The following is a 14,411-nucleotide window of genomic DNA, read 5'->3' as shown; positions in this document are numbered from 1 at the left end:
TATTGGCAGGAGTTATTACTCACCTGATAGCCGGAAGTAATTTTCTGAAAAAGCAAAAACTGGTTGCAAAAGAATACCATGGCTGTTTTTTACTGGGAAGCTGCTATCCAGATGCTGGATATTTTCCTGGAGAAAAAAGTATAATAAGTGATCTGGCTCATTATTTAATGGCTGCCAGAATTGCTCGTTATTTATTTCAGGAAACCAGCTCTGAAAGCTGGAAAGCATTTGCCTTAGGCTGGCTGTTCCATCTTCAAACAGACCTTGCTATCCATCCAATGGTAAATAAATTAGCTGCTCAATATCACTATGGCGCAGAATACAATGACCAAATATATACCTATGAACAAAGCCCACTAATTCATGCTTTAATTGAAAATGAGCTTGATTGTAAATTACTTAGAGTGAGCAGTATTGACCAGCTATGCTTTACTACTCCTGTAATGACAGGGCTAAATCCAATTTCTAAAGCATTTGAAGATTTCTATTCCCTAAAATTGGACGATAATTATCTAAATAAGATGATTATTAAGCTACCGGGGAAATTGAAATTTATCTATAGAAGTTTGACCAAACTTGAAAACATGAAAGCGTTAAAGCAATTTACGATTTGGATTCTGCAGATTCTAAGAAAATTATTGGGTGAGTCTAAATATATATTGATCAAGAATTTTATAGCACCTGATCAGATAGATGATGAAAAGTTCTCAGAGTATCAACAGGCAATTGCAGAATTGATTGATAAAATCAGTCACCATGATTTACCCCAATGGTTTTCTGAGGATTACAATTTTGATACGGGCAATATTTCTAAGCTCGGGGAGTATAAAATAGCAGATAGGTTATTTACTGAACTTGATGGTAATGAGAATAAATCTTTGATCTGGGATAAATTCAAAGTGCAATTTTGCAAAAAGGACGGGGGAAAATGAAGATTACTTTTTTAATAATATTTATTTTAACTACTTTATTTCTTTATAGTGACATTGGTGAAAGCATTCATCATGCTGACACTTATTACTGGCTGGGAATTGGTGAGCATGGAGATATGGAAGCATTTAGCAAAGCTCTTGATTATCTTAAGAATGCAGGATCCCGTCTGGAAAAAGCCGGTTTGGATATAGAAAATGAGGAATTCTTTTCTCAAAAAATTAAGAATCTGCGGGAAGACATCCTTAATCAGCAAGATATGGCTCATGATACTTTCTTTGGCGTTTTTCCACTGACAAGATTATTGGGAAATTCAATCTTCAGTGACCCCGGGGCTTATGGTAGTTTTGAAATTATTGATGATCCTGATGTGATCGCTGTAACGAATGGAGCAGAAAAAGTAGTAGAAACCCTTAACAGCAGTTTGAAATACTCACCTCAATACGGGGTTGTGATAAATAGTGATCCTCCTAACATCGCTCTGGAAAACGAAGTTCGCTACATTTTTAACTTAGACTCTAGATTTTTTGTGCACACATCCCAGGAAATAGCTTCCGCTTTAACACTGGATGAATTAGCAAAATTTAAGGCAAATGAAATTGATACAGACCTCATCACTCACTTGAGTGAGAAGATGAATAATCCCTATCTGGCTAAAGTAACGATCCGCCAGGTGGACATCGTTGAAGGCATTTATTTCTTTATTCTGGAGTCAGATATGTATTGGGATAATGAAGGAACCCCCAAATTCAAAATGGCAGAAATGAGCTTCTGTCGTGATCGTCGTGAGGCATTTTGGCCAGTCTGGGCTACAAATATTGTCTTATTTCTTCTGTCTCTGCTGATTTTCCTTGTTTTTTATAAAACTAATATTGGCAGTAAATTACATGATTTGATCATGCCTGTAACCGCTTTCTTATGGGGCAGATTTCTTCCCTGGCTCTTAAATCCATTGCTGCTTAGTATTCGACCAGTACCTGAGAATCTGGTTAAGTTATCTTTCTGGTGGCTTATTGTTTATGGAATTGTGTTGATTTGTGGTACAATGCTCACCTGGTATCTCATCAGTAAACGCATTAGATTTTTGCATAAAGCATTGGCTCTGGACGGTTGGACAGATATTGCCCTTATCAGTGTGGGATTAGGACTTGCTGCATATTTTGGTGAGATAATTTTGATTTATAATACATCACTGATTTTATTAGTAGTTTACGAAACCTTGATCGTAGTTATTGTCGGATACATTCTTGGTTCAGTGTTAGATTGCACAAAGAAATCAGCTAACTGGTTTATGGTTTTAGTACTCCTGATCTCTGGTTCTTTTGGGTTGCTTTTGGCAATGATGAACAATGAGGCAATGTTTGGACTTGTGATTTTTGCCCTTGCAACCATCCTTATCGTACATCTTAGATTGAATAAAAGCACTGTTAACAAGGATATATGTGAATTAGAACCAAAAACCTCTAACTTTGTGCAAATGGCAGTTAAACCAAAATATCAAAAATTTACTTCTTTCACCGATAGCTTTGATCGTGTATCAAGATTTCTCTCTGGCTCGATGAGTCGCTTATCGCTCGTGGGACCTAGTGGCAGAGGAAAAACTGCTACAGCAGGTGCCCTCATAAATGAATTAAATAACAGTATGACCGAGGATGTAATTGTATTAAAAGGTGAATGTCCTAACCAGGAAGCACATCTCAATCTTTATGCACCTCTTCAGCAGGCATTAGGAAAAGTTTCCGGTGTTAATTTCAGCTCAGTAAATCGAGATGATTCCAATATTGATTCTATCTTTAATAGTCTGATGGACACAGTGATCCCTTTTTCTTCTATATTGATGCCATCTAGTGAAGGCAGTAGTGGATTGCAATCCCGAGAACAATTGAATAATCTTATTTATAATTCTTTAGTGAAAATATGTAAAAAATCAAAGGTTATACTGTTTTTAGATGATATTCAATGGATTGATGATGCTACAAAAGATTTTTTGACCTTTTTGATTGAGAGATTGGATGATGATGATCAGTTGCCATTTTTATTATTACTAACATCAAGGTCAGAGACAATAACGGCAGATATTGGTTTGAAGTCAGAAGATATTGTTATCTTAAATCCACTGCAGGATAATGAAAAAGAATTGATTTTGAGTGATGGATTAGGATTTGAACCTAATCTTAGCCGTCAGCTTTTTGCGAGCTTTGGAAAAATATCCAACCAAAAAGGGGAATTGTTTTTCCTGTTATCTGCCCTGAATGAGTTATCCCGCGAGGGAGCATTCATTAAAGGTAAATCGGGATATACATTGAGTGCAAACTATAAATCTGTTGATCAATTGCCGATACCTGGATCTTTTTCAGATTCTGTTTTAGAACAAATACATCGTATTCCTGAACACAAAATGATCGTGGAGTGTGCTGCCTGTGTTGGTTTAGAGTTTGAAGTAGAAATTCTTGCTAATAGCCTTGGAATGAACCGGTTGGAACTACTCTGCTCTCTCAACACAATTGAGGAAAAAACTGATCTATTATACGATGTAGGTGAATTTGATGATATATATGCTTTCCGTTCTTCAGCGGTGTTGGAAGTAATCCGAAAAAATTACAAAATATATAATTATGGACCCTTAAATCCCCAAATTCCCCAGATTATTAGAGAATGTCATGCTCGATTAGCAACTGTGTTGAAAAACAAGAAAGGAAGTTCAGTATTTGATATTGCCAATCATTTCTATGCTGCAGGACAATTACATGCAGATAAAGCAATTGAATATTGCATAAAAGGTGCTCACTCAGCTGCCGGGTTATTCCAGCATGAAAATGCTCGTAAATACCTGGCAATGGCAAAAGAATGTGCAGAGATATCTGGAAGAATTCGTGAACTGGAAGGTGCATTCCTGAAATTGGAGATATCCGAATCATTTGTTATTAACAAGCGACAAGAAGAGATTGCGAATAAAGCAATGAAATTTATGGAAACACATATTTCAATTGATGACAATTTTAAATTACTGATCAGTAAATGCCTTTATAACGCTGGAGTAGCCAGTAAGAAAAATCAAAAATACTATGCCAAAGCTGTTGCTATTGCTTCGCAAATTGTAAATACTACACAAGATGAATTTCTGAAAACAGAAAGTAATCAGATTTTAGCAATCAGCCTGCCTCCAAACCGCAGAGAGGAAATAATTAGCATACTTAAAAGCGCTTACTCATCGATTCAAAAAATGGATTCTTCTATGCGAATAAAAGAATTGCTTTCCAGAATTGAAAATTCTCTGGCTGAAAAATTGACCTATGGAAACCCTGATGAAAAAGCTCAGGCTGAAGAGCTGTTCCTGCACAGCATTCAAGTGAAGGAAGAACTGATGGATAAACCTGGATTAGCAAGGTCATGGGGCGGTTTAGGACGTTTATACCTGGAAAACAATGAAATACTTGAGGCAAAAGATTGCTTTGAAAAAGACCTTCTACTTTGTAGTCAAATTGGTGACAAAGGTGGTGAAGTGAAAATGTATAGCTTCATTGCTGAATGCAATTACCGCGAAAAAGAGTATCTTGAAGCCAGGAATTACTATATCAAATCCTATCAATTAGCAGAAGAAATTAAAAATGTTATTGATCAGCTATTTGCTGCCCGTGGATTACTGATCGTCGGATTAAAATCCCAAACTTTAGACAATTATAACGTGTATGCTGAATTTCTGATAGAAAATCTTACAGATGCAAAATCAATCTGGCCAGGTTTCTTTGATGAAATAATAGAACTGATGGAAAAAAGCGATAACTTGCCTCAATGGTTATCTAACTTGAAATTTTGATAAGGGATTTGTGGAATTTAAACTAAAAAACAAGCTGCCAAAAGAAATCACGGTTTCTGCACCTGGCAGGATCTGTTTATTTGGTGAACATCAGGATTATCTGCAACTGCCTGTGATCGCTATGGCTATAGATCTGCGGGTAAATATCTCCTGCACTCCACGCCAAGATCAGGTTTTCAAGATACTTTTGCCAGATATCAATGCTGAGCAAATACTTGATTTTTCTGATGGTAAGGAGTTTTGCTATACTTGTGAACGTGATTATTTCCGCAGCATATATAATGTACTATTTCGCCAGGGAATTCGCTTTACCAGAGGGTATGATTGCCTGGTTCAGGGCAATATTCCCATTAATTCGGGAACTTCTTCTTCCTCAGCTTTGAATAATGCCTGGTGCAGATTCCTGCTGGAAATTGGGGATTATGTGCTTCCGGCCTGGAAAGAGCCAGAGGCAGTAGGGCATTTTTCCTATCAGGCAGAAGTGATAGAATTCCAGGAACCTGGCGGAATGATGGATCAGCTTTCCACGGCTTTCGGCAATATTATCTATATAGATTTTGCTGATAATAACCGAATAGAAATTCTGCCTGCTAAACTGGGAACTTTTGTGCTGGGGGATTCAGGTCAACCCAAAAATACCAGACAGATTTTAGCCAGAACCAAAGAACCTGCTCTAGCTGCAACTCGCAAAATAAAAGCAACCGGGAATCAATTCAGTTTTGCTGATTTCTCTCACGAACACCTTGCGGAATTTAGAAAAATATTAACTGCTCAGGAATATCAAACAACAAAGGCAATGCTGATAAATCGCAATATCACCCGAGATGCCTATCAATTGCTTTCAAGAGAGAATCCCGATCACCACCTGGTTGGCAAGCTGCTCAATAAACATCATCATTATCTTGATAAATATCTGGGCATAAGCACTGAAAAGATCAACAAAATGCTCTCAGCCGCACTTGAAGCAGGAGCTTATGGTGGTAAAATAAATGGTTCAGGCGGTGGCGGCTGCCTTTTTGTTTATGCACCGGAAAATCCTCAGGAAGTGGCAGCAGCTATCACAAAATCCGGTGGGAAGACATTCCTTATCAATCAACATACTGGTCTGGATGTCAATTACTTAGAATGAAAAATTCAATAAATCAAGCTGCTTTTACCAAATGGGTGTTAGATCGCTTTGGTGAAAAGGGTAAAAAATGGCTGAATGAACTGCCTGAAACAATCTCTGAGCTGGCTGAATTATGGGGATTAAGTGATATTATTCCACTCTCAGATTCTAATTATAATTTTACTGCTTTTTGCCAGATTAATAATGCCCAATCCGCTTTTCTTAAAATTGGCTGTCCCTGGTCTGGTATCGATTCTGAAATCGCTGCCCTGAGTGAAATAAAAAGTGAACATCTGCTGAAGCCTTTGGCGGTTGATAAGCCCAACGGGGCTATTCTGCTTCCCAGATTATTTCCTGGAAAACCTTTGCATTCCATTGAAGATGAAGAAAAGCAGAATATTATCACTGCTACTCTGATCCATGACTTAAAATCCTCCCAGAAAGCTCAATATAGTTTCCCTACTCTGAAAGGCTGGTTTAGTAAATTATCAGATTTTCTTTCGTCCCCGGACCCTTTGATCCCGCCCGGTTATCTTCATAATGCCAGCTCAATGTTCCAAGAGCTGGAAAGCGCAAAGGATCATGATGCACTATTACACGGGGATCTGCATCATTATAATATCCTCAGTGATGGTGATAAATGGCGCATCATTGATCCTAAAGGCGTGATCGGAAATCCGCTCTATGAAACTGCCTGCTTTATGTATAACCCCATGCAATTCCTGAAATATCATGAACTGAACAGTATCATTGAAGCCCGGCTGGCAATATTCTCTGAAATCCTGGGTTATCATCCTCAGCAGATAGCAATGATGGCTTACTGCCAATCAGTGCTATCCGCCTGCTGGTGTCTGGAAGATAAACAGGACTGCTGGAATAGTGCTATCACCTGCGCTGACCTTTTCTTTAATTTGACATAAATTTCCCAATATTTTATAAGTTCTTCAGGAGTGTATTATGAAAATTATCGGTTTTATTTTGCTTATTATGTCAGTAAATCTTTTGATAGCTGGCAGCGACTGGCAATATGAAAATAATCTGCTGAGTGATCAGGAGAAAGAGGATATTATTCTGCGGCAACATGGTGGCAAACCTGCTCCAGAGCTGAGTGACGGATATTGCCTGCTGGTGAATGGCTGGTATGGTCGTCAGCAGAATAACAGCCTGCAGTGGAATATCAAATCTCCCGAATTATACAGCCATATTGAACTGGAGATAGATCTTAGCATCCGTCAAGGTGGCAATGGCGCTGGAATTTTGCTGCTGCCTGATACTTTAGCCATTAATGACTCTATCCAGTGGGAAAATCCCAGTTTCAAAGATGTTTTTGCCGTCGGAATTGATATTTATGATCCTCCCACCAGCAACTGGTTTGATGAATATGGCAATTATTACGGAAATCCTGAACGCGAAATCTCTCTGCACTGGAATGGCGTGGAATATATCAAAAAACTCTCAGATTTTGAATTCCGCCAGATCGGTGATAGTGAAAACAGCTTCCTCTGGCATCTGGAAATTGATTATGTTTGTGGTGGTGCTCAGATTAGTTTAAGTATCGATGATCACTATATCTATGAAGACTACTTTATCCCTGAAATGCTGCCCTATAAGTTCACTCCCTTGATCGGTGCTTATAATGGAGATCAGACTTCCCCAGTTAATATCGGGAAAATGGAAATCAAAGCTGATAATATAACTAACCTTCCCCAGCCACCAGTTACAGTCTATCTTTTTGCAGGAGAAATTATGCATGCTGGTAATCGTGACTCTGAATTTACCGCAGATTTTTCCTCTATTCCTGAGGATATCGGGCGTGTAATTCTCACCCTGGACATAGCGTCTGCACCTGGTGGACTGGATCCCTGGGATGAAGGAGCAGGTATCACACTGACAGATGAAACTGGTACATATGAAATTTGCCGTTTTATCACCCCCTATCTTAAGGCATATCAGTGGAAAGTGGATGTAACGGATTTCCTGCCATTATTCAAGGGAAGCGTCCCCGGTAAATTGCACGTGGATACCTGGATGGCAACTAAAGAAAATCCAGAAGAACAAGCCGGTTGGAACATTTCTGCCTGGCTGGATTTTTATCCAGGAAAGCTGGAATTCATACCCTATAAAATAGAAAATCTCTGGACTGGTAATTTTGAATACGGTGATCCTGAGCACCCTATGGAACTGGATTTTCCAGTACTTTATAAAACTCTACCCCCTGAATGTGATCAGGCAAAAGTGAAACTGATGGTAACTGGTCATGGTATGAGCCCCAATACAGATATTGCCGCAGAATTCATGCCGGCATCCCGTACCTTTGCAATCAATGGACATGAATTTGAAAACACTCTCTGGAAAGACGATTGCTACCTGAATCCCTGCCGTCCCCAGGCAGGCACCTGGAAATTCAGTCGTGCCGGCTGGGCACCCGGAAGCGTCGTGTCTCCCTGGGAAATCGACCTCACTCCCTATATCACCGAGCAGGATACCCTCAGGCTTGATTACGTGCCTATGCCCTACCGCAATTATGGTAAAAATCCTGATACTTATCCACCCCATCACAATGTAGCGAGCCAGATAATATATTATCGGAAGAGATAGAATATATACTTAATCCAGAGGATTAAGCTACATGTAGAGCAATCTTTCAGATTGCTTGGCTATTTTACCTCAAAGGATCATTGCGCTTCCATTCTGAAGCGGACTCAGCAGACACAGCAGATGCAGTAATTAGATAAAATACTCTACCTTTTGTCATATATTTTCATTTGACACTCTGTCTCACTTCCTGTCTTTATGGCAATGGAGGATATTATGAATGATTTATTTGCTGAGATAATTAAGCTGAAAGGTTTTGCTGAAAAGGTATTTTACGGTGATGTATTCGGTGAAGATGATATTTATGAGCGGGAATTTTTGATCCTGCTGAATGAGCTTTCTGAAGAAGATCTGAAGGAATTTTATAATGTCTATCCTGCACATTATAAACAGTATTTTACTGAACAGCTCAAAAGCCTTGAACCCTATGAGCAGAGTGATATTATCAATTCTCAGAATATTATTAAGAAAATCCTCGCAGACAATCCTGCCGGTGTGGAAAAAATGAAAATCCAGCGAGAAAAAGACCAGGATCGCATTCGCAAATATAGAGAACTCCTTAAGGCTGGCAGCGAATACAGCATCTCTGACCAGGACTTGAAAATTCCTCCCCCTCCCATGCAAAAACCATTTCCCCCATACCCCATCTTAATTGAATTGCCCACTGACTATAAGGCTGCTATTGCAAATCCGGATATCCTCGATTGCATTAATAACCGTAAAAGTCGTAGAAAATTCACGGAAGAGCCCCTTACCATTATTGAACTTGCCTGGCTGCTTTGGTCAACTCAGGGAGTTCACAAAGTTGTCCGTGATACTGTATCCCTGCGAACTGTACCCTCAGGAGGAGCACGGCATCCCTTTGAAACTTATCTGGCAATTAATCATGTGGAATCTCTTGAACCGGGCATTTATCGCTATCTGCCACTTAATCATAAACTGCTTTTTATCAAATCAGAATCTGACCTTAAAGATAAAATGGCCAAATATGCTTTCGGTCAGAAATTTGTGGGACACTGTGCTGTCGGCTTCATCTGGACTGCCATCCCCTACCGCATGGAATGGCGCTACACCCTGCAAGCCAAAAAGGACATCCTTATCGAAGCAGGGCATGTCTGCCAGAATCTTTACCTTGCCTGCGAATCAATAAATGCCGGCACCTGCGGTATAGCTGCCTACGACCAGAAGCCCATAGATGAACTCATAGAAGTAGATGGCGAAAATGAAATAACAGTCTATCTTGCCCCCGTAGGTAAATACATTCAATCATAAACATCACATCTATAGGTTAATATCTCTTATAGTATCATATAATAGGTTTTTATTTGGATATAGTAGTTAATTATAGATAATAATCTGAACATATTCATCTTTTCATGATATAATACATCCAAAATCGAAGAAATATAAGCACTATCACGTAAATATATAATTAACGGCAATTTAGCCATCAAAGTATCCTGAAGGAGAAGCAACATAGCACGTAGTGACATTAAAATGTGAGTACGTGCTATGTTGCTACTCTAAGACATTTCCTAATAATCAGAGGAGGAATACTATTTAAGCAGGAGAAGTTTGGAAATTTTCTGGTAATTTACAGTTTTCATCTGGAGGAAATAAACTCCTGAAGAATATTCATCAGCTTCCCATTGGATGGCGTGTTTTCCGGGCTGACGCGTTTCATTCAGCAGAACGGCTACTTTCTGACCCTTTATGTTATATACTGAAATATTGACCTTTTGTTCCTCTTTCAGGCTGAAGCTGATCGTGGTCAGGGGATTGAAGGGATTGGGATAGATATTCTGCAGTGCGGTGACTGTGGTAATATTGTCAGGTTCTTCATCTGAGGCAGTTACCGTTAATAATATCGGTAGCAAGGTTTCTGTTCCCATATTATCTATTATCCTCAGATTCTTAGTATAATTACCCTCATTCATATCAGCGGTATCAATCATTAAACCTATTTGAGCAATTTCCTGATAGCCCAGTACTCCCTGATTGTGATCCATCGTAAGCCATTCATTAGCAAGATTACCCACTTCTATTTGCTGATCGATCTCAGAGCTCTGATCACCAATTATCTGGGCATTCAGGATAAGAGAAAGCGGAGCATCCTCAGCAAAAGTTATATTCACTGCCCCTACGCCAGTTTCTCCGGGCAGCAGAACTCCAAATCCTTCTTCGGTTTCACCATGCCAGTTAAGAGTGATACCGCTGCCAGTGCCTCCATCAGGCACCAAACCGCCACCAGAACCACCATTTAACGGAGTAGCGATATTTACATGTATCTGTTCAGGGAAACTAATAAATAAATCAGTGATCCCTTCCATTTCAATACCATTATTTTCCAAAGTTAATAACCAACCTAAACTTTGACCCGGGGTATAGCTATAAGAACTTAAGCTTAAGTGTGAACCAGTAAGTTCTCGTTCATCATTCTCAAAAAATATTAAATATTCAAGTTGACCAGCGCCGCTGTTTGAAATATTGAAATAGCTTTCCTGAACCGTATCAGCAGGGATTTCCAGTACTATTTCCTGCAGATCAAGAGTTAATTCAGGAGGAGGAGGCTCGATCATGGAAGGGAATTCAATTCTATCCAGCCAGGCACCATCAGTTCCATCAGTGGGATCATTATCTTTTTCAAACTCCCAGATAAATTCATGAGGACCGGCATCTACCTCAAACTGGACAAACTGCCAGTCGGAATTTCCACCCCAGTTGTCTATTTCCTCATCATCAATATAAAAAGTCAATACTCCACCATTATTATTGGGGATCTCGATGTTGGCATATAATTTGCGGTAAAAACCAATTACTCCATCTTCTGATAAAAACCCTGAAATACTTAATCTGGCGTAACTATTCACACCCATCAGATCAGTTCTGGCTGAATAATTCCCACTTGCAGCTTCAGTATCTATTATCCAGTTTTCATCTCCACTCATTTGCCAGTTGAAAAGGGAAAAATCTGCTGATTCAAAATCTTCTATTGCATATCCAAACACGCCACTCATTATCAGATCATAATTATATTCACCACTATAGACAAAAACCTGCAACTGATATTCAGTGCCTATAGGAGCAGTTTCTGATACTGTCCCCGTAAACTGTACTATCTGCTCTTCGGACAGGTTATCAATCATGATCTCAGCGGGTGAAATTATCAGACTGGGGTTATAGCTAAGTAATAAAACAGATACGTTTTCAATTGCTGAACTGCCTGTATTCTGAATATTCAGGCTCAAAATTAATTCTTCTCCAGGGTCAGCTACATTATTATCATTTCCAGCAATATCATCAATCCTGAAATATCCTGACAGTAGTTGAGGTGCATGGAGTATGATATCTTCACTGAATTGGTTGCTGCCTGAATCAAATTGCAATGTTACTATCTCGCCATCAGGACAATAATCAGCGATGCTGATCTGGAAAGCAGCCATTATCTGCTGATTTTGCTGTGGTTCAATTGTACCCTCAAATTCATAATTGTCATTTATTAATGTTATGTATTCACTCTCACAACTTAGATTCAGATCGAAATTGCCAAGAGCTTCATTGCCAATATTATTCAAGTTCATGCCTAATGATATCGTTTCACTATAATCAGCCATGCCATCACCATTTCCGGCTGCATCATCAAGGATCAGGCTTGTAAGTTCCAGAAATCCTGACTGGGGAGCCATAAGCTCTATATCAGCAGTATAGGGTATATATTGACTTGCTGACACGGTTAATATCAGCTCATCAATATAATCATATTCACTCAAAGACAGATTTGCCAGATTATCCAGTCCACTGAACGCTTCTGTTATCACCTGAGTTCCATCCCAAAGAGTGCACACTGCTCCTGGCATTCCGGCATTCACGATGAATTCATCTTCACCATATTCCAGAGAAGCATCGTGGGTGGCAATTATCTGCTGGGGTTGTTGTACCCATATTTCCATGGTGGGATCACCAAACCATTCAAATTCCTCAAATGAAATAAACAGATAATCTTCAAATGTGCAATTTAAACTTAGATATGTTTTGCCATAATTCACTACATCACCCATTTGATAGACGGCATTATTAGCGGGATAATCTGCTCCGCACCATTCCAGGAAGGTGGGCCAGATGGCATCCATCATACCCCAGACAAAACGGTCATTATTGCCTGAATAACTGATGCGTGTAGAACCCACTGCTCCCACTGCTCCACCATCAGGATTGCGGAACCATTGCTCTACAAAGCACTCATCTGTAATTCCTGTGCCGCTATTATCATCGGTTTCATTATCAAAATATCCGGTAAGGCAATTAATCGACCATATTATCGGTAATTCTGCTCCATTGACAAGCTGCATCACATCATTGCTATTGTAATTTGGTTCTCCCCAGCCTGTTCGACCTCCATGATCACGGTGAGTAAGCAGAAAGCAGCCATTATTCAAGATAGTCTGCACATCATTATCAGTACCGTTCCAGGGGAATTGTGGTTTCTGAAGTTCTTCTGGAAGTTCTCCACCAGGAGTGTCATTCTCAAAAATATAGGTGTTTTGATTCCAGTAAGTAGGAAATATCTCGCTATTGTTATATCCATTATATTCGGTATAAACCCTCTGGGGGTCGTACCCTTCCTGATCCAGGAAATTTCTGATATCTTCAGAAGTTTTGGCAAATCTGCGGTTGGCATAAGTGTCTGGAGGTTCAGAGGCACCATCCTGAAATGCACCGGCAATTAAGGCTGTTTGATAGTATTGCGGGTCTGTGGGTGGGAATTGTTCATAAGCAATTATTCTATCTACTGCTCGCTGAGCATCTTCTACAGTATCCACTGGCAGTCTGCCAAAACTGAAATCCAGCAGATAGTCAAATTCAATTTCCAGGTCAGCATAATAGATATCTGTGCCCACCATGCCTTCACCGGGAAATTCATGTACATACCAGGGAGGAATAAATTCCGCATCACCAAAAAGCATGATTGACTGCGGACAAATATCACTTGTTTCGCAATATTGATTAATGAAATTCCCAATACCATAGCAGGTTTCTCCCGCTACAGCAGTACTTACTACTTCAGTTGCTATCCCCTTCCGGGCTTTCCAGTCAGCAAGCTCATTTGCCTGGTCTATAAATATCCCAGGACAGATAACCAGCAAATCGCAGCCTTCATTACGCCAGTCTCTATTTTCTATAATTTCTATATCAGCAAGTATTTCTGCACCATTGATCATATTATTGGAAATGAAGTCTTCCATCCGGGAGTTATACATGTTACCCATGATCCCTGTTTCGCTTCCGGTAAATGAGATTTCCAGCTCGATCCTGTGATGAATCAACAGTTCCCCACTTACTGGATTGTATTGATAGGGATAAAAGCGCACAATAGCACAGCTCTGACCTCGATAATCACTTTCCTTTTCTAATGCTGCCAGTTCTGCAGGAAATATTTCACCTCTTTCATAAATAGTATCATCAATCAGATATTGTGGTTCCGGTGCACCTTTAGTTTCAGGTGCAGGCTGAGGGACAGGTGCCAGATTGCTTATCTGAACTGTTTCGGTGTCCATACTTGTTGCTCTTAGTACCGCCTGTTTGCCTGCAGGTATTGCTATCCATACGGCTTGAGTGGGCAGATCAGGAGCTCCAGGCTGCAGACTCTCTATTCCTGGTGCAATTATTTTGGTGAATTCTTTGCCATTATAATTGATCTCCAGCAATTTATAATCTTCTGATGTGAAGGTTAAGTTTAAATTTGCTGATGAAGAACTACCTTTTTCAATAGAACCCATTAAGGTCATAATTGATAACACTACTATCACAAAAATTTTCACTTTTAACATAATCTATTTTTTTCTCCTTTTATTTCAGATTTGATTTATCTCAAATGTGGTCATATTGTCAAATATTACATTTTTGAACAAAAAAAGAAGGTCCCCGGATGGGGACCCTTTTTAGAGGAGGAGGCCCGGGCGG

The 14,411-nt window shown here is 39.6% G+C and carries 7 protein-coding genes; 6 read left to right on the top strand and 1 reads right to left on the bottom strand.

The window, feature by feature from the left end; genetic code table 11:
* Positions 1–2 precede the first annotated feature (2 nt).
* The 6 genes from RAO94_10245 to RAO94_10220 all read left to right on the top strand — a co-directional run bounded on the left by RAO94_10245 (position 3) and on the right by RAO94_10220 (position 9,722).
* Entirely contained in the window at positions 3–932 is a 930-nt protein-coding gene (locus RAO94_10245; GenBank protein ID MDP8322718.1) for a zinc dependent phospholipase C family protein, read from the top strand.
* A complete protein-coding gene (locus RAO94_10240) occupies positions 929–4,747 on the top strand; it encodes an AAA family ATPase (GenBank protein ID MDP8322717.1) in 3,819 nt (1,272 codons plus the stop codon). The genes RAO94_10245 and RAO94_10240 overlap by 4 nt, the downstream gene beginning before the upstream one ends.
* 10 nt (positions 4,748–4,757) lie before the next feature.
* Complete coding sequence (locus tag RAO94_10235; protein MDP8322716.1) at positions 4,758–5,876, top strand: galactokinase family protein; 1,119 nt, start codon at positions 4,758–4,760, stop codon at positions 5,874–5,876.
* Positions 5,873–6,775 (top strand): aminoglycoside phosphotransferase family protein, encoded by a 903-nt coding sequence (locus RAO94_10230; protein ID MDP8322715.1) that lies wholly within the window; start codon positions 5,873–5,875, stop codon positions 6,773–6,775. The genes RAO94_10235 and RAO94_10230 overlap by 4 nt, the downstream gene beginning before the upstream one ends.
* Before the next feature lie 37 nt (positions 6,776–6,812).
* Positions 6,813–8,453, top strand: a complete 1,641-nt coding sequence (locus RAO94_10225; protein ID MDP8322714.1) for a peptide-N-glycosidase F-related protein — start codon at positions 6,813–6,815, stop codon at positions 8,451–8,453.
* Between the two features lie 213 nt (positions 8,454–8,666).
* Positions 8,667–9,722 (top strand): SagB/ThcOx family dehydrogenase, encoded by a 1,056-nt coding sequence (locus RAO94_10220; protein ID MDP8322713.1) that lies wholly within the window; start codon positions 8,667–8,669, stop codon positions 9,720–9,722.
* Positions 9,723–10,006: 284 nt separating this feature from the next.
* Here the strand turns inward: RAO94_10220 and RAO94_10215 are convergent, their stop codons facing one another.
* Positions 10,007–14,278, bottom strand: a complete 4,272-nt coding sequence (locus tag RAO94_10215; GenBank protein MDP8322712.1) for a C25 family cysteine peptidase — start codon at positions 14,276–14,278, stop codon at positions 10,007–10,009.
* Positions 14,279–14,411 lie beyond the last annotated feature (133 nt).

This window comes from Candidatus Stygibacter australis (assembly GCA_030765845.1).
Lineage (GTDB): Bacteria > Cloacimonadota > Cloacimonadia > Cloacimonadales > TCS61 > Stygibacter > Stygibacter australis.
This window is presented reverse-complemented; position numbering and strand designations above follow the sequence as displayed.

Excerpts from the sequence above, each read along its gene's own strand:
- RAO94_10230 (MDP8322715.1), top strand. The coding sequence starts at position 5,873 with ATGAAAAATTCAATAAATCAAGCTGCTTTTACCAAATGGGTGTTAGAT.
- RAO94_10215 (MDP8322712.1), bottom strand. The coding sequence starts at position 14,278 with ATGTTAAAAGTGAAAATTTTTGTGATAGTAGTGTTATCAATTATGACC.
- RAO94_10220 (MDP8322713.1), top strand. The coding sequence starts at position 8,667 with ATGAATGATTTATTTGCTGAGATAATTAAGCTGAAAGGTTTTGCTGAA.
- RAO94_10225 (MDP8322714.1), top strand. The coding sequence starts at position 6,813 with ATGAAAATTATCGGTTTTATTTTGCTTATTATGTCAGTAAATCTTTTG.
- RAO94_10240 (MDP8322717.1), top strand. The coding sequence starts at position 929 with ATGAAGATTACTTTTTTAATAATATTTATTTTAACTACTTTATTTCTT.